The sequence below is a fragment of the Paenibacillus sp. 2KB_20 genome (assembly GCF_052115765.1).
In the GTDB taxonomy this organism is placed as follows: Bacteria; Bacillota; Bacilli; order Paenibacillales; family Paenibacillaceae; genus Paenibacillus_AQ.
On record NZ_JBFRHH010000010.1, the window covers coordinates 18,476 to 40,791 of the forward strand.

Below are 22,316 nucleotides of genomic sequence, written 5' to 3' on the forward strand. Positions count from 1 at the left end.
CTTGACCCTATCTATTTATCCTCATTTCACGGACAGGATAAAACCTATACAATGGAGGAATGAATCGAAGACGCAAGAAAACGTAAGGGAGAGTTGAACATGAGAACTGATTATGATCATTGGGAACCGATCAGCGTATCGGATACCGTCAGAATTTTTGCTGATATCCCTGCTCGTTGGTATATCGCCGGAGGCTGGGCTTTGGATTTATATTTGGGAGAGCAGACCCGGGAACACGGCGATATCGATATCCTGATCCTTCGCGAAGAGCAGGCCGCCATTTACGCTGCATTAGCCAAAGAATGGACGCTGTACAAAGCGGATCAAGGAACCTTATCAATCTGGGAGGAAGGCGAATATTTGCATTCGGTTGGCGATGTATGGGTAAGCCGAAATGATGAAGCCCCATTTTCATTCCAGATCATGTTGGTAGAAACCGAACAGGACCGCTGGGTTTATCGAAGAGAACCGTCGATCCGAAGACCTCTCCAAGATATATCCTTAAAAACAGACCAAGGAATTCCCTATCTGAAACCGGAGATACAGCTTCTATATAAGGGTGGCAGTAAGAACATTCGGGAAAAAGACGAGCAGGATTTAATCAAGGTGCTCCCCTTCCTTCACCCGCAAGCTAAAACATGGCTTACCCATGCGCTCCGTACGCAGTTTCCATCGGGTCACCCCTGGATCGATTACATCGCATCCTCGTTATAGCCGCCGAGCGGACACACATCCCCATAATAAAGACTGCTCCATGGTTTAGCCAAAATAACCGGAGAGCAGCCGCTGTCATATCATTGCTTTATCAGAATATGGAATTCACATTCAGCTCGTTTCACTTTTTATACTTGTCCTCACCGAAATCGATGTTCATTATCCGAGCGACCAAATGCGGTAAGTCCGTATTATTGTGTAGTCCGCGAAATAACTCAGATCCCGGTCCAAAAGCATACAGCGGAACATCCACACCCGTATGCAGATAGGTATTCCATCCCACGATGGAACGTTTGCTGATGACATGATTTATAGCTTGCATAGCGTCAGCAGCATTTATAATTGCGATTTCTTCCTCAGGCGTCAAATCGATGCCGGCATAAGCTCTGAGCACCTCTTTGACATTGCTTCTATCCGTCTTCAGCTCTTTAGTCATATAGAGTCCGGATGCTTGTACCTGCCGCAGCACCTCCAGTTTGGCGTCCGTTTGATCATATCCTCCGACCGCCATTCCTCCGGTGTCGTGATCACCGGCTATAACGACTAGCGTGTTCCCGTCCTCTTCTGCAAACTTTCTTGCCAGCTCCACTGCTTCTTCGAACGATTCCGTGTCCTTCATGGCCCATGCGGCATCATTGTAGTGACCGGCCGAATCAATCTGGCTTCCTTCCACCAGCAGGAAAAAACCGTCCTTGTCTCTACGGAGAATATCGATCGCTTTTCCCGTCATTTCTTTCAGGCTTGGTTCGTTCGTATGCTCCCGGTCCAGCTCAGGCGCCATATCTCCGTCCGCGAACAAACCGAGAATTCGGTTTCCACTTGCTAATTCCAGTTGAGTCCGGTTCTCAACTACACGATAACCTCTCTGTTTCGCTTCTTCCAACAGATTGCGGCTGCTTTGCTTCCCTCCCATAGTCTCAGGAAGAAAGAAGGCCTTACCTCCCCCTAGCAAAACATCCGCAATTTGCAGTTGCTGCTGCGCAATATGGCTTTCATCTTTCCTTGAGAAAACATGCGATGAGAACGCAGCTGGGGTCGCATCGGTAATGCTCGAAGTAGCTACGAGACCGGTTGCCTTCCCCTGTTCGCGGGCCGCCTCAAGAATCGTCTTGCGCTCAATCCCATCGGGAGTTCTCCCGATCATTCCGTTATTCGTCTTGTATCCCGTGGCCATTGCAGTTGCCGCTGCGGCTGAATCGGTGAGCGCGGAATCAGCCGAATATGTCCTTACCATGCCTACAATCATGGAGTCCATCACAGAGGGCTCACCCTTGTACAAACGGTAGTTGGCTGCATAGGCGGGTGAAAATCCATCCGGAATCATAAAGATTACGTTTTTGGCCTTCGTACGAGAATTGGAGGCGGCTGCCTCCGCCGATTGATCAGCCTGCAAACCCAACATGCAGCATACCAGCATAAGAGTCAATATGGCAGCAGCTGAAAGCTTAATTTTCACAGTTCCTCACCTTCCTTAATGGGTATTCTGAAGCTGGAACCAAATATGAACCGGGCACATGCGTGCCCCGATTCGCCCACTGTTGTCTCAGATGAATTGATGCATGTCCTGTTTGCTACAGCAGCAGCTTGCTCAGCACGTTGTCGCTGATACGGACTACATTGTTGTTATAATCGTTCCAACCTAGGCTGCCGGCCCAGTTAACCGAACCGACAGAGAACACAGCGCCGCCGCCATGAATATCAAAATAAGTCATGTCCGCCCTCACGAGCGGATTTTCGGTTCCCCCCTGACCTGGTGCAGTATGAAGTTGATCTTCATGCACGAATTGGTAGTTATCGTCATGACCGGTCGACGTCGCCAGACGCAGCGTGTGCGGAGGTGTTCCGAAACTCAGATCGTAACGGTCGATCTCATCGCCAGCGGCTCCTCCAGCAGCATGTCCGAAATCACCAATGATCTCGTTCTCGTCGATACCCTCAAAAATAAACCCGGCTTCCGGTTTGAAGCTGTCGTCTAACCGGCGGTAGCCGGTAGCAGACCCGCCACCCAAAGCGCTAGTTCCTACACCGACTAGACGCTGGGGCATATAACCATGGTGACGCCATAGACCGCCGGACTCCCCCGTCGTGCTGTGGAACAGTTCACCCGGAGGAGAATCCGAAGCACGTGAACCGGCGTTACCGCGCCTTACTTCCAATAGTGACGGCCGGTCCGGATCAAGACTCGTCACCCAATAAAACCCGTTCCCGCCTAAATACATGACCCGCCCGCCGTTCGCTAAATATTGCTCCAGCGCCTTCATCATCGGTCTCGTCCAGTATTCGGGATGGCTCCCGGTGATCAGCACCTTGTAAGGACTCAATAGATGAACTCCCTCATGATGCAAATCCTCGTCCGTAGCAACGTCATAGCTCTGACCCCGTTTTTCCAGCCACCCTGTAATGTACAGATCGGCGGAAAAGTGTCGTACAGCCCGCCAATTACGGTAGTGAGGCCGAATATTCAGAAGCGGTCGCAGACGGGATGAGAATTGCACGCCGCTGCCATCGTTATGTAGGTCGTAGATGGAGTTGCCCACCTCGGGATGTTCATCCAAATAAACGTCCTGGGAAGGAAGAACATAGTCCTCACCCAGATAGTCTTTGGCAAATTTAAACAGCCGTTCGTTCCCGTAAGCCAAATAAGTATTAGTCGGCGCAAGAAACAGAACGGGTGCACTTGCGGTTCCTTGAAGAGGGCGAACAAAGAAAGGAATAAAGTCTACGCTGCCTTCAGCTTCAAGTTTGAGCGCATATATTCCGCTCGGCAGATCGCCCGGGATCTTCCAGGAAATATCAATCTCCCACTCGGCATCGACAAGATCATTATCATGAAAGTGAACAGCCGCATATTGTTTAGGTGCGTGCCGGTAGTCCAGGTGTTCCCCAGTCCAGTTGTGACTGGTTACCGCTCTTGTGCCCCCCTGATGCAGGGTGCCGTGATAGCCGCCTGCCGACAGGTCCTCAAGGCGTGTTGAAGCAATATCGACGCTGAAATCGTAATCCGCAAGGGGAACAACGCCAATTCCGTCTGTGCCAAGCAGTACGTCCGGTAACAACTCCTCGGGTAGAAGCTCTCCCCAGAACCGGGGATTGCCGATTTTACCATTGTAATGATGAATGGTGCGTCCCGGAGCGGCAGGGTCGGAATCCGCAGCGATCAGGACGCGCGCTAAGGCGACATTGCTGTAATCCAGATTTGCAGCAGCGGTATGAACTTGTAGGCCGTCATCCGCCTTCCACCCGTCCCGGCTGTTGACAAAAAGCTTGACTGCCTGTGTGCTTGCCGCATACTGAAGGACTACGGAATACCATATATTCTCCTTAAGCGGGATATCGGTGCGGACTGTAACGGATTGCCCGCAGCCCCCGGTTAGGGATAACGCCAGACGTCCGTCAGTTTCCAATGCCAGGGCAGCGCCGGATGTGCCATCTGCAGAGCGTGCGGACCAGACGGTCTGAATATAGTCATATACGGGAACCGTCGGGAAAATCCACAGCTGTGCCGAGAATTCGCCGCTCTGCATCCAATTTCTCGGCAGGGGCAGCTCGGCATAGGAACCTGGAGCCGTTATCTGCCGCCGCCCCGGATATTCACCTGCACAATCTGCCGACACCGGTTCTGTCGGCAAAAAAGTCGAGTTGTCCGGATCAGGCATTCCTCCGATTAAACGCACAATATTAGCCGTATATACCGAGCTTCCGGTATCAATCATAAAGTGCAGATCTTGACCGGGCTGGACGCTGAATTCATTCGTATACCCGATAATAGTTACAGGATTTGGCGCCTGCGGATCGGTCACATTCGCCTTCACATCTTCTTTGGACATTCTTACATTCCTCCCGTAGTTCAAAGTTTTTCTTTGTACAACGTGAATCGGTTCTGTTATGCCTGCCATGAATAAGATGAGAACAAACACCTGGGTTCCTTCCTCTTATACCGCATACAAGTTTTCGGAATTCTTCCATAAGTTGTATGAGATATAATAGAATTATAGCATGTAAATATTATGGTAAGAAGGTAAAACTTGTTATAATAAATAAAATCTACTGAATATTGGCAGTGATATCAATTGATCCTTGCATGATTATCCACCTGTTTTATTCAATAAAATGAAAAACACCATGACGAAGCAGGAATAATTCCCGCTTCATCATGGTATTGTGAGGATCCTATCTTCTGATGTCTGCTGTAATTCAGGAGTTCTCCCGTTTGCTTTTAATCACCCATTCCGTCATGTTCTTAACACTGCTGATGGAATCCAGAGTCAAATCATCCTCGTCCACCGTAAAGTCAAACCGCTTCTCTAACTCCGCAAGCAGTCTAATAAATGTCATAGAGTCCAATACTCCGGCCGTGCCGATTAAGACGGTATCATTATCAACAAATGACAACTGAAGCATTTTCTTAATTATGTCCGTAATCTCTTGTTCGATCGCATCGCGGTTCATCGTTCATTCTCCAATCTCGAGCCAATTAAATACTTTGTGCGGAAGCGGCAGTTGCAGTATATAAGTGGATGCCAAGTCATCCGCAGCGGATTTCTTGAAGCCCAGCATTTCCAATAACAGTCTGGCCGGTAAATTTCGTTGTTTGCGCACCAATCGGCACCGTACAGCTTTCGCCATCGGCACCTGTTGTCCCAGCCGTTCAAGAACCGTATACAAAAATGCCGAAGCGATGCCACGGCCTTCGATCCGACAGGAGATGCAAAAGAGATCCAGATTGATTTCTGCGTCGACGATATTCACAAAACAGGTCCCGATAAGCCCGTGCGCGCCGAACCGATCCTCAAGCTTGGCCACATACAAATAGCGGCCGTCCTGCTTGCAATAGGAATCGACGAACGTCATGTCAATTCTCTCCAGCAAATTGTTCATCTGATTCGTACGATGGGACAATTCAACAACCCGGGGGTAATCCCTCTCCTGCGCTAATCGGATCTGCAGCTTCATACCGCATTCCTTTAAAAATTGCTCACGGCTTCCCTTGTGCTCTTTTTGGGCTTCTTCTCTCCTAGATCGCGCCTGCATATATTGACGCCGGTTCTCCGATTCCTCGGTCGCATGACCGATCTGAAATTCGGGGTACTCAGGCAAATCCCGATATTGACGGGCGTCATATGTACGTATCTGAGGAGCATAATAGTTTATTTCAAAGCGTTCGAACGGATCATTATCGATCAAAGCCAGCGTATCCAACCCGATGTTCAGTTCCTTCGCTATCCGTTCCATACTGAGCGCTTTTGAGTCAAAATGACACTGTGGATACAGAAAATATTGACCGACGCCCAGCTCCTCCAGCTTGCTTTTCACCTGGTCCCAGTTGTTGCGGCTGGCTATGCTCTGAACAATTCCGCGTCGGTCCAACGTATCGAGGACGTTTATTATCCCCGGCAGCAGTTTAATGCCTGCTTTGTCTTCTTTAAGCGTTCCCTGCCACAACGTATCGTCTAAGTCCCATACTAGACATTTAATCTTGGGGTCCATTAGGAAATAGCTCCATCGTCAAATGTGTCGGCTTGAAGCCGTATTTCTTATAGAGAAGCCGCATCGGCAAGTTGCTCACATGCACCTTACCTACGATCTGCGTAACTTCCTCGCTTCTGCAGTAGTTCATTCCCGCCTCGAAGAGCTCATCGACATAGGCGGTTCCCCGGCAGGATTCAGCAATATAGAAACTTTTGAAATTCGCATACGTCTCTTTGGTAACCGAGTTTTTACGCGGGGTTATCCACATCCAGCCTGAGACTTCCCCATCTACATCGAGAACAAGCATTCCTTCCCTTTCATATCGAAGAGCCTTTTCTAGCTTTTTCGTATGAAATAGAGGATCGGTAATCGCATCTTCTCCGAATGAAATCATGGAGATTTCTGTCTCGAATATTGTAATAACAGGGATATCCCGGGGCTCGATTTCTCTAATCGGCATCGTGCTGTAACTCCAATCTGTATTCTTATGCGTTCTTTTTTTGAATGAGCTCGAAAGTCTCATAGCGGCAGCCCGGGCAGCCCTCTTTCTTCAGGTGCTCAATCGTTTGCCACTCCATTTGGAAACCTACTTCGGTCACGCGATTACAGCGTTTGCACTCGTATAAGCGAACCGTACGTTTGACTTCCCCGGTATACAGCGCTTGCCTGTATTCACGTTCGATACTTTCATGGGTCTCTTCAGTAGATTGTAACACAATCATCTGGCTTGTGTTACCAATAATTTCCGCACCGATATATTCATTGAAGCGAGGCAAGACACTCGTCACTAACAAGCCCATATTGGCAAATTCGCGCTGCATCGCCAAGGTGAAGTCAGGCGATTTGTGGGCGAACGACAGGAAGATAGGCAGTCCTACATCCCGCTTCAGCAATTGAATTCCGCGGGAGACGAATAACGACATCCCCTGCTGTGTATAAGGCGGATCGGTGAATACGCAATCAAAGCGGTGCAGAAATTCAGACGGAAGCTGTTCGCGAAAATCCATTTCGTAGCAGACGATCGGCAAATCTTCGGTTTCCGCCAGATAGTTCACATAGCTGGTAATACGTTTGTCAATTTCGAATACGTAAATACGGGTGTTCGACTTGGAGGCATCGTTACGATAAAGCTGCTTCAGCAGAAACGCCAGCGACACGCTGACGAGATCATCGTCCCCCAGACAAACGATGTCCCTGCCGATTAGAGCCTCGTGACGAAGCGCCAGAACAGCCCGGTTCATGCTCGTAGCCAGAGTGCAGCTTGACTGATCAATCGTAACATCGACCTGAGGCCGTCCCTCAAAGACGCTCTCCAGCTTGGTCATCATGTCCTTCAGTTCGTCAGGCTGCCACTGCTCGTACTTCAAACGCTGATACAGGTCATGATCCAAATCGCCGAACCCCATCACTTGCTCGACAAAACGGCTTCCTCTTGCCGTGCAGTTCACCCCCCGCTTTTGTTCAATGAGGCCAACCTTGATTAGCTCTTTCTTAATTGCGGACACCAGCGGCAGGGGCAGCAGCGTTTTTCTGGCAATCTCTTTGGTGGAAATGCCCGGTTTGAAGTAAATATCCAGAAGAATATTCTCAATTACTTTTTTTCCTTCTTTCATTGACACTTGAGAATAAACGTAATCTATCAGTTCCTCGTTCATATATTTACCACCAGCCCCTTTAATAAATATATTATCCAACACAATGCACAATTGTATATTATTGTATTCCCATGAAGTTCAATCATTATCCTATATTTACCATAAAAAAGCAAGGCATCCGTTGACAGGCGATAGCCTTGTCTCATGATGCCTTGCAGGTAAAGTTGCCTCGTATTATTCCATGACAGAGATTCGAATGAACGGACTTAATTGATGAATCGTGCGATATTTGAATAATTGCTGTCCTTCTGCCGATAAACCTTGTTTCTCCATTTCGATCTCAACCCGAACAGCATGAAGGGACGTTCCGCCAAGCCGGAAAAAATCGTCATCAATTCCGATGCCGCCGATCCCGAGCACCCGTTCCCAAATTTGTACCAAGGCTTCCTCTGTCTGATTGGACGGAGCCCGGTACGGAGCTCTCAGAGCTGCGCTCTCTTCTACTTCCTTTACCGGAATCTGGAGCATCCTTGAAGCGTCAGAATACTGCAGCGGAAGCAAATGACGGCGATGCTGCTGATTTTCACGGCCGCTGAGAACTTCTTCCCAGCCCGTTCTCTCTAAACTTTGCGCCGGCCCTGTGGCGGTGCCCGCTTCTCCTTGATATTCGCTGCCGGTGAGCTGAGGCTGGGTCAGTCCTACGCCGGGCAGTGGCTCGTTAAGGACTTCAATATGCTTGATGGAATCAGGGATATCCTTTACTGCAATCCGGAAACGCACCTTGTGGCCGGACTCCTCCGTGATGCTCCACGGTCCCGATCTCAAAAATGCGAGCAACGGCTCATTTTTCCCGGTAATTGTGCACACAGCCTCCATATATTCGGCCTTACGTTCATGGCAATAAGCCTTTAAAGAACTGATTACGGCCGACTCGATCCCTCTCCCAAGAATGCGGCAGCTGAGTAGGAATACATCCAGATGAACAATATCGTTTTCGAAGCGCGTTATGACCGCCCCTGTCAGTCCGTAATGCCCGAACCGGTCTGAGGCTTCAATCGCCCAGCATTTCGTATCCGGTTCAGCCCGCGTAGCTTCCAGTTCACTCTCTGACATTATATCTGCGTTTAGCGTGAATTGATTGGTGCGCTGTGTCAGCTGGGCTATGCGGGGCAGTTGTTCAGCAGTTGCTTCGTAAATACCCAGTCTAAGCTCCAATTCGTCGAGAAAAGTCTGCAGAGAGGGAGCCGAAGAACGAATTTCTCTGCGCTTGCGCTCTGAGACATACATTTCGGTTCTCCGTTTATCCTCTTCTGTCACGCGCAGGCGATCTGTTGCCCAGATATGCTCCAGGAATGCCGGGATTAGCCGCTCTTCAGGAAGCTGAAGCGTAAGGACTTCCGGACACTGTGACTGTACCTCCGAACATTCCAGCGAACTGTCATCGATGAAGATAAAACTGTCCAGTCCTAATCCGAGTTCTTCCGCCAATGAAAGCAAGTTTTCGGATTTTAAGTTCCAATTGATCCTCGTTCCCGCAAAATGCTCTTTTTTAAGCAGCATGTCTGGGTTATTGTCCAGTACATTCCATACATCTGCTTCATTATTCTTGCTGACCAGCACCAGCAGCATGCCCTCTTGCTGCTTGCTCAGCAGATACCGCTGGAACTCGCGGTAGGGACCGGAGGCTGTTACCCCTGCCGCTCCATCCTCCCCGCATACCCCATGCCAGAGCGTGTTATCGCAATCCACCGCAATAACTTTGAAGGGATGTCCTTGCCAAGCGAGCAGCCGACGTGCAATAAGAGTACCGATTGCCGCATAAGATTCCGGTGTGAACGGCATATGTGCAGCTTCATCGGCAGTGGAATCGTGTATGTGTTCAATACCGAACATGGAGCTAAGCTCTCTGAAATCGATAACCTGAACACAATCCAGCCTTTCCAATTCGCGCTTCCAACGATTCCCGAGCTCTTCCAGGTAGCTCTCCATGACCGGAGAAGCCCCTAATGAAGTGGATACGGGAAACACTCCGGCGAATATCGGGCCCGTTCTCCGGCCAGCAGATAATGTCTGCAGCATATCGGCCAGTGCTCGTTCTAGCTTTTTAATCTGCTGGGCCTCCGGAGAGCGGTCATCCCGCAACCAATCTTCAAAGCGGACGAGCAGCAGTCCCGCAGCCTCTTCGGACGAGAAGGAGCTGTCAGGGTTCAATAGCTCCTGAAACACTTGTTGATATGGTGCAAAACGGATATCGACACGTGTTCCGAACTGCTCTCCCCACCAGCTGACATAAGAACGGATCGGGTCCGCAGTAAAGGTAGAGACGGCCGTTACGGTAAAGACACGCTCCGGCAGCGAACTGCTTCTTTTTGCCGCCGCTTCAGCCTCCTGCTCTTCGGTGAACAGCCGGATTTCGCTCAATTCAATAGCCGGGTTGGCCAGAGCCAGTTCAATCAGATCCGTAAAATGCCCCATGAGTCCCGCCATGGTTGCTTCCGCGAACAAAGCGGTATTGTACTGCATGACACAGAGCAAGCCGCCATGATCGGCATAGCCGATATCGAGTTTGAAATCGAGCTTGGAAATCCCCTTCGTAATTTCAAAATTCTCGAAAGTGAGTCCTTCGGCGGTAAGCACGGTGTCACCATCAAATTCATTGTGAAAAATCATCATCGTATCAAACAGAGGATTACGTCCGCGCGGTAGTTTCGCCGAGAGCTTCTCGACCATCCGGTCGAACGGGAAGTCTTGATTCTCATAGGCGTTCATCATCGTGTCATTCAGAATAAACAGTTGATCGAGAAGACTGAGCCGGTCTTGGAAGCGGACCCGGATCGGCAGGAAGTTCGTGAACATGCCAATTAAAGGCTCCACATCGGCATGCCGCCTGCCTGCCACTAACGAGCCGACCGTAATGTCGTCCTGACCGGTATATTCATGCAGCACAATCGTGTATAGATGAAACAAGAGCACATTAATCGTAACATTCTGGGATTTGGCCAAAGCATTCAGCCGGTCTGCGGTTTCCTTGGACAGGCTGATCTTGTGCGCTCTGCCGACAAACGATTGAAATTCAGGTCTCTCGAAGTCATACGGCATGTTCAGCACAGGGATTGTCTGCCGGAACTGGTTCATCCAATAATCCTCTTGCTTCCGAATAACATCCCCGCTCAACAGGCGATGCTGCCATTCCGCGAAATCCTTATATTGAATGCGCAGAGGCGGGAGATCTTTTCCGGCATACAGATCGCTGAATTCCTTAATAAACACATTCATTGAAGCGCCGTCCGAAACAATATTGTGCATATCCATAAACAGCACATGTTTCTCCGGCTCTATTCGAACGAAAGCGACGCGAATAAGAGGGGCTTTGCCCAGATCAAAAGGCCTGATAAACTTCCGCATGATTTTCTTTAAATCTTCCTCGTCCGCTTCCATGCGTTCCACGGTAAACGTGAAACTCTCATGAATTTGCTGAACTGGTTCTCCGTCTACCATATGAAACGAGGTGCGCATGTTCTCATGACGGTGAATCAATTGAATGAAAGCCTGCTCAAAACGATCCGCTTCCGCTTTTCCGTGCACCCACAAAGCCATCGGCATGTTGTAAGTCGTTACCGAACCGATTTGCTGATGAATGAGGAACGTGCGTTTCTGTGCAGAGGACAAGCGGTAGTAAGGTTTGCTCTCTGCCGGTTCGATTGCAAAATATTTATTTTTAGCTTTCTGTCCGATATAACGGGCAAGCGCACTTATCGTCGGCATGTTGAATATATCCGACAAAGCCAGCTCTACATCAAGTTCCTTGTGAATCTTAGTGATCAGACTGGTCGCTTTCAAAGAATGCCCGCCTATTTCGAAGAAATCCTCATGAATTCCGATGTGCTCTAAGCCGAACAGATTGCGCCATATGCCGGCCAGCGTCTCTTCCAGCGGGTTGCTTGGTTCCGATAACCCTTTCTCTTTCTGGGTCTCTATCCGGTCATCCCGCTCCGTATTAGCTTGTTGTCCTGCCCTCTTCGCTGGCAAATCGGAGTGGACGATCTGGATTCCTTCCTCATCAAGCCAGAAACGGCGACGGTCAAACGGATAAGTTGGCAAAGGAATACGATTTCTTTTCCCTTCCCCGTAGAAACGGGTCCAATTTATTTTTATCCCCGCATTCCATAGACGCCCCACCTGAAGGAGCAGGTAAGCGACATCAGAGGTATTCTGCTTCGGATGACGGAGGAGGTTCACCATAACACGCTCTTTAGGGGCCCCGGCTGAGTTTTTGGAGAATTCATGATGACTCTTCGCAAATACGGTCAGGGCATTGCCTCCGCCAACCTCTACAAACGCAGCGTCCATTTCGTTCATCAGGGTACTGAGCCCGTCTGAGAACCTTACCGTGCCGCGCAGGTGCTGTGCCCAGTAAGCGGGACTGATTGCCTGCTCATCCTGAATCCAGGTTCCGGTGACATTGGAAATAAAGGGCAGCTGCGGTGCTTTCAGCACAAGCTTGCCTACCTCGCGCTCATAGGCTTCCAGAATGGGTTCCATCATGGCGGAATGGAAGGCGTGTGACGTGTGGAGACGACGGCATTCGACTCCTTTCTCTTCCAAGGAACCAGCCAATGACTCGACCGCTTCCGAAGTGCCGGAAACAACACACATGGAAGGAGCATTCACCGCAGCCAGCGATACGCCGCCGGACAACAGTGGAAGTATCTCCTGCTCGGTCAGCGGAACGCTCAGCATGACACCGCTTGACAGACTCTGCATCAATTGACCGCGAAGGGTAACGAGCCGCACGGCATCCTCCAACGAGAAGACGCCTGACAGACATGCAGCGACGTATTCACCGATGCTGTGCCCGATCATGGCTTGCGGCTGTACTCCCCATTTCATCAGCAGTCTGGCAAGCGCATATTCGACTGTAAACAGAACCGGCTGGGCAATGTCAGTCCGGTTAATAAGTGACGTATCCGGCTCATCGGCGGAGGGATATAGTACCCGCTTCGCCTCATGGCGGATCTCATCCGGCATCAGCTCGAAGCAGCGGTCCGCCTCCTCGCGAAACACCGGCTCCTGTTCATACAACTCCCTGCCCATTCCGGTGTACTGCGAGCCTTGGCCGGAAAACATGAATACGACCGGCGGCTCATCGACAGAGGCAAATCCGTTCTGAACTTCGGGCGAACCTGGTTGAGCCAGCAGCATGACCGCTTCATCCGCGCTTCCGCAGACCAGTGTCCTGCGGTACGAGAAAGCAGCCCTTCCCTCATGGAGCGTATAGGCCATATCTGCGAGGCTCACGTCAGGATGCTCCTGCAAATGCAGCGCTATCCGCTCCGTCAGTCTGTCGAGCGATGCTTCCGTCTTGGCCGACACAGAGATAAGCTGCGCCGACCTGCCCCGTGAGGAAGCGGAAGCAGGCGGCGCTTCCTCCAGGACAACATGCGCATTCGTGCCGCCGATGCCAAAAGAGCTGACGCCTGCCCGGAGAGGGAAGGCATCGTTGGTCCAGTCTTTTAACCGGTCGTTAACAAAGAACGGACTGTTCTCAAAATCGATTTTGGGATTCGGACGTTCGTAGTGAAGGGTAGGCGGCAGTTGTTTATGGGCCAGGGCGAGCACGGTCTTAATGAATCCGGCTACCCCTGCGGCGTTGTTCAGATGCCCGATGTTGGATTTAACCGAGCCGATGCCGCAGTATCTCTTCTTGTCCGTTTGAAAAGCGGTCTTCAATGCTTCGATTTCGATTGGATCGCCAAGTGTCGTACCTGTACCGTGCGCTTCAATATAGCTGATGCTTTCCGGTTCCACTTCAGCTACATGATGAGCGGCACGGATTACGGACGCCTGACCTGATGTACTAGGAGCGGTATAGCCTACTTTTCGGCTGCCGTCGTTATTGATCGCCGAGCCTTTAATTACAGCGTATATATGGTCGCCGTCTGCAAGTGCATCCTCCAGCGGTTTCAAGGCGACAATCCCGGCGCCTTCACCAAAGACGGTACCCGCCCCTTTCTCGTCGAAGGCCCGGCAGTGGCCGTCAGGGGAATTAATCATCCCTTCCTGATAGAAATAACCGGCTCTCTTGGGCAGTTGTATCGATACGCCGCCGGCCAGCGCCATGCTGCATTCCCCGCTGAGCAGACTTTGACAAGCAAGATGAATGGCAACAAGCGATGTCGAACAAGCTGTCTGCACCGTAAAGCTTGGTCCCTTCATATTGAGTTTATAAGAAACAAGTGTGGCCATATAATCGCGTAAATTCAGCATAGCCGTCTCCAGGGTGGCGGATTCTTCCGCTGTTCCCAGCCCCTTGAACGCGCGCATGAACCAGTTGGAATTAAAAGCCGCGCCTACATATAACCCGATCGAGCCTCTATATGTCTTAGGTTCATATCCCGCTTGTTCGAGCGCTTCCCAGGAACATTCGTGCATAAGACGGAACTGCGGATCCATAAGCTCGGCCTCGCGAGGCGTATAATCGAAGAATTCGGGATCGAAGTACTCGAGATCATCGAGTACTCCCTTGGCCTTCACATAATTAGGGTGAGTCACCGTCTTCACATCGATGCCTTCTTCCAACAGCTCTTCATCACTGAAAAAAAAGATGCTCTCCTTGCCGCTGCAGAGGTTATCCCAATATTCCCGCAAGTTTTTGGCTCCCGGAAACCTGCCGGACATGCCGATTACGGCAATTTCCGAACCGTTATACTCCCTACCGTTCGATATGCTCATAGCAAGACCTCTCCTTTGCGTCTTTTTTCTTTTTGCTGCTGCTGCCGCTTTCTTCCCTTCGCGGCGGAGTCGATCATTTGATGTTCCATCTCCGCCTCTTCCGCCTCGTTTTCTTCGCTGTGGGTAAGGCGCTGAGCTAGGGCATGAATGCTGGGATAGGTGAACATATCAACAACGGCGATACTCTCGTCTAACGCTTCATTCAATTTGGCGGTCACCTGGATCATATCCAGCGAGCTGGCTCCCAGATCGAAGAAATTATCGTGGATACCTACCTCGTCAATACGGAAAAATTGTTTCCACACCTCGGCTATCGTCTTCTCAACCCGATTGCGGGGCGCCGCATAAGGTGTGGTTAGATCCGGCCTGCTGAATGAGGCGCCGCCTGCCGCGTGACTGTCTTCTTTCTTGCCTGCGCGCCGAATCCATTGATCGATCCGCGACTGAAGATCACCGGTCGATACAATAATTTGGTTGCTGCCGCACGGACTGTAGACGTACCGGAACAGATCCGGCGCTTCGGCTGGCGTTATCGCCAGTTCGACAAGCGACTCTCCGATCGTCGAGCGGTGTTCTTCCCAGAATTCCCACGCATCCCAATTGACGCACAGCCACTTCGTCCCGCCAGCCCGGTTCTGTTTGCGGGCAAAAGCATCCATGTACAAATTCGCGGCCGAATAAGCGCTGAAGCCGAGTCCCCCGAGAATGCTGGCGATGGAGGAGAACAGGATGCATATCTCGGCCTCCCTGTCGGCAATTAGCCTGCCCAGCGTCTGCAAACCCTGGACTTTGGCCCGGAACTGCTCGTCGGACTGGTCTCCGCTAATATTCTCGATCGCGCGGAAAGATTCGCCGCCAGGAAGTCCCGCCGCCTGCACGACGCCATGAAGGCGGCCGTACTCACGATCAATAAACTTGAAGACATGGCGCATCTGTTCTTCATTAGACAAGTCGGCCTGCATATAGGTAACCTCAGCGCCGAGTTCTTCCAATTGCAACACACGTCTGATTTTTCGAGAAAGCGGATGCTCCTCTCCATGTTCAGCCAGACAACGCGTATATTCCTTCTTGTCGGGAAAGCTTGAACGTCCGGTAAGAATGAGCCGTGCACCGTAATTGCGCGCCAGGAACTCTGCTGTCAGCATCCCGATTCCTCCTAGCCCTCCCGTAATGAGATATACACCCTGCTGCCGAAATGGAGCTGCCGATTTCTCCGCCTGGCGCAGTCCTACCGGCTTGAAATTCTGAACCCATCGGTAATTCCCCCGATAAGCGATAAGCCGGTCCGAGGGCGGAGACGATAATTCCCCGATAAGATTATCAGCGATTCGCCGCTTTTGCTTGGTCTCTTCCTGTACATCAATATCAATGCTCACACATGTGATTCCGCTGTATTCCTGCTGAATGACCATACAGGGTCCGAGCAGCGTCATTTTACCCGGAGACAGCGGCTCCATCCCCGTTACCTCCTGCATTCCTGAGGACACGACTGCTATACGGATATCCTCTACCTTATGCTTGCGCAGCGCCTGAGCCAAATAGATCAAGCTGTAGTAACCTTCTTGTTGCTGGCGGCGTTCAACCGCTTCCGCATCGGAAGGTTCCATTTCCTCTTCTTCCTTCCCGGAGGAGGAAACATTCCACAGATGAGCGACTTTGTCGGGAACGAAATCCCGCTTTTGCAGTTCCTCCAGCAGCCGGACGTATTGCTCTGCAGAGCCCGGGACAAGCGTGAACGTTCCGTTCTCATGCGCGATGAAGGCGCTGCCCGCCTTAACCATTACAGTCCGCTCACCCATATTTTGAACACTTGCGGCAAGTTCGTCCGCGATCCCGCAATCATCCTTGAATACAAGCCAGTTATGACCGTTCTGACGGCTTTCTTCCGGATGCTCCTCCAGCAGGGCGCGTTCCCAGGAAGGATAATAGAACCAGTCCGCCATGTCAGCGTTTTTACCGCCTCTTTGGACTGAGGATGGCCGCGCTCCCGGTAATGGCTGCTGCTCATCATCGAGCCAATAGCGCTGACGCTCCATCGGATAGGTTGGCAGCTCAATGCGTCTGCGCCGCTCATGGACGTAATAGCCCGTCCAATCGATGTCGATACCCGCCAGCCAGAGGCGTCCGATTTTGTTCAACAAGTGCGCGGTATCAGAAACAGCTTCCTGGGGATGTCTCAGCATATTGACAACGATCCGGTCACGCGAACCAGCTTCATGCTTGCGCACGAATGTGCTGAGCGAATTGCCCGGTCCGGCTTCTATGAATACAGAGCGCGGATTATTCAACAGTTCGTAAAGCCCGTCCGCAAACCGCACGGTTGATCGCAAATGCCTAACCCAGTACTCCGCATCCGTAGCCTCTTCAGGTGTGATCCAAGTGCCGGACATGTTGGAAATAAAGGGCAGCTCAGGCTCATGCAGCCGGATCGAGCGTACTTTATCCGCGAATGCCGCAAGTATCGGATCCATCATATGAGAATGGAAGGCATGAGATGTGTGGAGAAGACGGCAGGCACAGCCTTTGTCTTCCAGCAGCTGTGAAAATGCATCAATCTCAGCCGATGTGCCAGATACGACGCACAAGGAGGAACTGTTGACTGCCGCCAGCGCAATATGATCAGGCAGCAAGGGGCGCAGTTCCGCTTCTGACATCGCCACGCTGAGCATAGATCCTACCGGCAGCCCCTGCATGAGTCGGCCGCGAAGTGCTACGAGCTGCAGCGCATCTTCCAGCGTGAATACACCAGCCAGGCATGCTGCCACATATTCACCGATACTGTGACCCAGCATCGCTTCGGGCCGGATGCCCCAGCGTATCAGCAGTCTGGCAAACGCATATTCGATCATAAAAAGCACGGGCTGGGCGATATCCGTCTGCATCAAGATTTCCTCTCGATGATCTTGGTCCGATTCGCCAGCGGCATAAAGGACAGCCTTTAAGTCAAGCTCTACATACGGTTGAACGAGCTCGAAGCAGCGATCAAGTTCTTCCCTGAATTCAGGTTCGTTGAGATAGAGCTCCCGTCCCATGCCGACATATTGTGACCCCTGGCCTGGAAACATGAATACTACAGAGCGTGTTTGCGTCCCCGTTTGGCCTTCGGCAATTTTATCGGACCCTATCGATGTCAAGATGGCGGTCGCTTCTTCCGCATCCTTGCACACAAATGCGGCTCTCCACTCAAAAGCCTTCCTGCCTGCTTGCAGCGTATACGCCGTATCTGCCAGATTCACTTGCGGATGCTCTGTCAAAAATGCGGCCAGACGTGCTTTCGCCTCCGTCAATGCTGTTGGCGTTCTTGCTGACAAGATCAGCAGCTTCTCTGCACGACCTTCGTCGGATGGTTCCCTAGGGGGAGCTTCTTCCAGAATGACGTGCGCATTCGTGCCACCGATGCCAAATGAGCTGACTCCGGAGCGCAGGGGATGCTGGCTGCCTTCCCAAGGCACCAGTTCCGTATTGACGACAAAGGGACTGTTAGCGAAGTCAATGTTGGGATTTCCCCGTTCATAATGCAGGCTTGGCGGAATTTGCTTCGCTTTGAGCGCCAGTACCGTTTTAATGAATCCGGCCGCTCCGGCTGCGCTGTTGAGATGGCCGACGTTCGTCTTGACGGATCCGATACGGCAAAATCCCTTTTTATCGGTGCCGAAGGCTTCCTTCAAAGCTTCAATCTCAATGGGATCCCCCATGCTTGTGCCCGTCCCGTGCGCCTCCACATAAGTGATGCTTTCCGGGTCCACACCCGACATCCGATGAGCGGCACGAATGACTTCGGCCTGCCCCTTTGTGCTCGGAGCGGTAAAGCCTACCTTGCGGGTGCCGTCATTGTTCAAGCCAAAACCTTTGATAACGGCGTGGATTACGTCTCCGTCCGCAATGGCATCGCTCAGCCGTTTCAGAACGACGACACCGACGCCGTCTCCGAAAACAGTTCCTGCCGCCTGCTCGTCGAAGGCTCGGCAATGCCCGTCCGGCGACTGAATCATACCGTCTTCGTACAAATAACCGGATTTGTCGGGTACGCTGACAGTGGAGCCGCCGGCTAGTGCGATGTCGCACGCCCCCGCCAATAATCCTTGCGAGGCCAGAACAATATTAACCAGGGATGTGGAGCAAGCGGTCTGCATCGAGATGCTGGGGCCCCGGAGATTGAGTTTATACGACAGCTGGGTGCTGAAAAACTCCCTGTCGTTAAGAAGCATGGCGCTGAATCGTTCCGTTCCGCCCAAAGCAGGCGCAAAGCGGGAAACCCACTCCAGATTCGGGGTCGCGCCAGCATAGACGCCGATAAGTCCCGGATAAGTGTCGGGATTGTAGGCGGCGGATTCGATCGCTTCCCAAGCGCATTCGTGAAACAGCCGTAACTGCGGGTCCATTAGCTGCGCTTCCCGAGGTGAATAGCCGAAAAACGCGGCATCGAACTGATCGATCCCGTTCAATGCCCCTTTGGCTTTTACATAGGAAGGATGGGATACAAGCTGCAGGTCAACGCCTGCCTGTACCAGCTCTTCGTCCGTGAAGAACGTTATCGACTCGACGCCGTCGCGCAAATTGTTCCAGAACTGGTCGATGCTGTCCGCACCCGGGAATCTGGCGGCCATACCTATGACCGCTATCTCAAGCCCGTTCTCCCCCACGGCTTCACGTTCCGTTTGTTCCTGCCTTCCCGTCAGATCTCTATCTTGGACCGATATGGTCCTCATCCGCTCGGAACGCGCCATTCCCTCGTTAATGGCATTCTGGCGCTCTGCTTCTTCTTCAACCGCTGCCTCATCGGACGCTGAGCTTCCCTGTCCGTTTCCACGTAAGAATGCCGCTAAGGTACGAACGGAGGGATAAGAATACAAGGTAACCACGGGCACTTCCATCCCCAGCACTTCCGCAAGCTTATCAGCCAGCTGGGAAATATCGAGCGAGCTTGCTCCGATTTCAAAAAAGTTGTCATTGATCCCAAGATGCGCGAATCCGAAGTGATTCTGGACAAGTTCTGCAACCGTCTGTTCTATAGAGGATGCAGACCGCATACGCGCGGCTACTTGGTATTGTTTAACAGCTTCGTTCCCGGTCTCCGTTTCCGTAGCTCCCATTCTCCGCTGAGCTGTTTTCTCCCGCATGTTTCGCAATGACCATTGTGTGCCCTCTACGGAGTACCGCTGGCGTTCGAACGGATAAGTCGGCAGAGCAACCCGCCGTCGGCGTTCCGAGTTGTAGTACCCCTTCCAATCGATCTGCGTGCCTGCAATCCACAGTTTGCCGATCTTCTCTAGTAAGAAAGCATCATCTGCGGCCTGCTCGTGCGGATGACGGACGAGATGGAACACTTCATGCTTACGCTCCGTTTCCTTCCCCTGTTGTTTACGGATGAAGCTGCTGAGAACATTGCCAGGTCCGATTTCTACAAATACGGCCTGCTTCTCCTTAATCAGCTCGGCCGCCCCGCTTGCGAACCGCACCGTTTCCCGCAAATGCCTAGTCCAATATGCGGGATCGGCGACATCTTCCGGCGTTATCCATGTTCCCGTTACATTGGACACATACGGAATTGACGGGGCGGATAGGACCACCTGCTTGACTTTTGCCTCATATTTCTCCAATATCGGCTCCATCATGGCCGAATGAAACGCATGTGACGTATGAAGCTTTCGATGCACCACCTGCAGCCCGGTAAGTTTGGTTTCAAAGGAAGCGATGTCCGCATGCGGGCCGGAAACAACACAGAGCTCCGGTCCATTAACGGCTGCAAGCGCCAGTCCTTCCGGAAGAAGCTCTAATAAACTTGCCTCGTCAAGGGAGACGCTCAGCATCTCTCCGGCAGGCAGGCTCTGCATAAGCTTGCCGCGCAGTGTGACGAGCTTCAGCGCGTCCCGAAGTGATAGAACACCCGACAGGCACGCAGCCGTGTACTCTCCGATACTGTGCCCGATCATGGCATTCGGCTTAACGCCCCATGACATCAGGAGCTGCGCGAGCGAATATTCAAACGCGAACAAAGCCGGCTGCGCCGCTTCCGTCTGGTTAATCCTATCAGCAGCTGCCGCACTGTCCGAAGCCCCGTACAGCACATGCCTTGGATCGGTGCCACCCTCTGCTGTAATGATCTCGCAGCAGCGGTCCATTTCCGCCCGGAACAAAGGCTCCTTGCGGTATAAATCAGCTCCCATGTTCACATACTGCGAGCCCTGCCCCGGGAAGAGGAAAACAACCCGGGTCTGATCCCTCTCCGACTCGCCCGTTTGCAATTTGCCTCCATCGATAGCATCCAGACGCTCCAAAGCTTCACGGACATCAGCGCAGACCAGTGTTCGGCGGTAACGGAACCGTTTGCGGCCTGTCTGCAGCGTATAAGCCGCATCAGCCAAATCAGCTTCGGGACAAGTCCGCAGAAACTCGCCGAGATTGCGAGTCGCCCGTTCTAACCCTTCCTCCGTCCGGGCAGAGAGTACAAGCAGTTTCAGATCGCGTCCCGCCGAACTTGCCGCGCCAATCGGGGCCTCCTCCAGAATGACGTGGGCATTCGTCCCCCCGATACCGAAGGAGCTGACTCCTGCTCTCCGAGGTCCTTCTGTTTTTCTCCAATCGCTAAGCTCCGAATTGACTTTGAAAGGAGAGTTTTCAAAATCGATTTTGGGATTCGGTTGATGAAAATGAAGGCTTGGCGGGATTTGCTGATGCTTAAGCGCCAATACGGCCTTGATGAAACCCGCGACTCCTGCCGCAGCGTCCAGATGACCGATATTGGATTTGAGCGAACCGATTTTGCAAAAGCCCCTTTTATCCGTGGCGAAAGCAGCTTGCAGCGCCTCCACTTCGATCGGGTCCCCCAGTGTAGTCCCTGTTCCGTGGGCCTCGATGTACCCGATACTTTCCGGATCAACTTCTGCCATTTGGTGGGCTGCGCGAATAACTTCCACCTGGCCGTTCGTGCTTGGCGCCGTGTACCCTACTTTCCGGCTGCCGTCATTGTTAACCGCCGAGCCTTTGATAACCGCATGAATAACGTCTCCATCCCTAGCGGCGTCTGCGAGCCGCTTGAGCACGACGATTCCGATTCCGTCGCCGAACAAAGTGCCGCTTGCGCCTTCGTCAAAAGGCCGGCAGTGTCCGTCGGGAGATTGGATCATTCCTTCCTGGTAGAGATAGCCGGTTGTGCGCGGCAAATTGACCGAAACCCCTCCTGCTAAGGCAAGATCGCATTCGCCGGCCAGCAATCCCTGGCAAGCCAGATGAATGGATACAAGAGAGGTGGAGCAAGCCGTTTGCACGCTTACGCTTGGGCCTTTCAGATTCAGTTTGTATGAAATTCGCGTCGTAAACGAAGGATTATTTAATTGCAAAATTTGAAATTGATCACTGGCATGTGCAGCATTCATGACTTGGCTTGCGACCCAATAGGTGTTAGGAGAAGCCCCTGCATACACCCCGACGAGTTGATCCTCGGTTTCGGGAAGGTGTCCCGCATGCTCAAGCGCTTCCCATGCACATTCGTGGAACAGACGGAACTGTGGATCGATTAGCTCGGCTTCTCGTGGCGTGTATTCAAAAAACGGCGCATCAAACGACTCCACGTCCTCTAGCTGAGACTTTGCTTTGACATACTGGGGATGCCTGAGCATTTCCGGGGCAATCCCTGCTTTCTCCAGCTCTTCATCCGTAAAAAAAGTGACCGACTCCTTGCCGGCACGCAAGTTTTCCCAAAACTCCGTGAGGTTCTTCGCACCCGGAAATCTTCCTGCCATTCCAATAACGGCAATTTCCAAACCGGTTTCTCCGTACTTCTCGTTCTCGGCACTCATCTTGCCA

General features: G+C 51.9%; 9 protein-coding genes. 1 reads left to right on the forward strand and 8 read right to left on the reverse strand.

Annotated elements, in window-relative coordinates; all coding sequences use genetic code 11:
• Positions 1–99 precede the first annotated feature (99 nt).
• Positions 100–714: a nucleotidyltransferase domain-containing protein gene (locus tag AB4124_RS24560; RefSeq protein WP_339268116.1), complete on the forward strand. Its 615-nt coding sequence runs from the start codon at positions 100–102 to the stop codon at positions 712–714.
• A 121-nt stretch (positions 715–835) separates the two neighbouring features.
• Here the strand turns inward: AB4124_RS24560 and AB4124_RS24565 are convergent, their stop codons facing one another.
• The 8 genes from AB4124_RS24565 to AB4124_RS24600 all read right to left on the reverse strand — a co-directional run bounded on the left by AB4124_RS24565 (position 836) and on the right by AB4124_RS24600 (position 22,309).
• The gene (locus AB4124_RS24565) at positions 836–2,131 is read right to left on the reverse strand and encodes an alkaline phosphatase (protein ID WP_441974554.1); all 1,296 of its coding nucleotides are present in this window, start codon (positions 2,129–2,131) and stop codon (positions 836–838) included.
• Between the two features lie 154 nt (positions 2,132–2,285).
• Positions 2,286–4,541 (reverse strand): N,N-dimethylformamidase beta subunit family domain-containing protein, encoded by a 2,256-nt coding sequence (locus tag AB4124_RS24570; RefSeq protein ID WP_441974489.1) that lies wholly within the window; start codon positions 4,539–4,541, stop codon positions 2,286–2,288.
• Between the two features lie 367 nt (positions 4,542–4,908).
• The gene (locus tag AB4124_RS24575) at positions 4,909–5,163 is read right to left on the reverse strand and encodes an acyl carrier protein (RefSeq protein ID WP_441974490.1); all 255 of its coding nucleotides are present in this window, start codon (positions 5,161–5,163) and stop codon (positions 4,909–4,911) included.
• A gap of 3 nt (positions 5,164–5,166) precedes the next feature.
• Positions 5,167–6,201, reverse strand: a complete 1,035-nt coding sequence (locus AB4124_RS24580; protein WP_339268120.1) for an HAD-IIIC family phosphatase — start codon at positions 6,199–6,201, stop codon at positions 5,167–5,169.
• Positions 6,185–6,643 carry a GNAT family N-acetyltransferase gene (locus AB4124_RS24585; protein WP_441974491.1) on the reverse strand — a complete coding sequence of 153 codons (459 nt, stop codon included), beginning with the start codon at positions 6,641–6,643 and terminating at the stop codon, positions 6,185–6,187. Before AB4124_RS24585 ends, AB4124_RS24580 begins: the two co-directional genes overlap by 17 nt.
• A gap of 25 nt (positions 6,644–6,668) precedes the next feature.
• Positions 6,669–7,838, reverse strand: coding sequence for a bis-aminopropyl spermidine synthase family protein (locus AB4124_RS24590; protein WP_213647733.1), 1,170 nt, complete (start codon positions 7,836–7,838; stop codon positions 6,669–6,671).
• 174 nt (positions 7,839–8,012) lie between these two features.
• The gene (locus tag AB4124_RS24595; protein ID WP_441974492.1) at positions 8,013–14,510 is read right to left on the reverse strand and encodes an HAD-IIIC family phosphatase; all 6,498 of its coding nucleotides are present in this window, start codon (positions 14,508–14,510) and stop codon (positions 8,013–8,015) included.
• Positions 14,507–22,309, reverse strand: coding sequence for a type I polyketide synthase (locus tag AB4124_RS24600; protein ID WP_441974493.1), 7,803 nt, complete (start codon positions 22,307–22,309; stop codon positions 14,507–14,509). Before AB4124_RS24600 ends, AB4124_RS24595 begins: the two co-directional genes overlap by 4 nt.
• Positions 22,310–22,316: the final 7 nt, after the last annotated feature.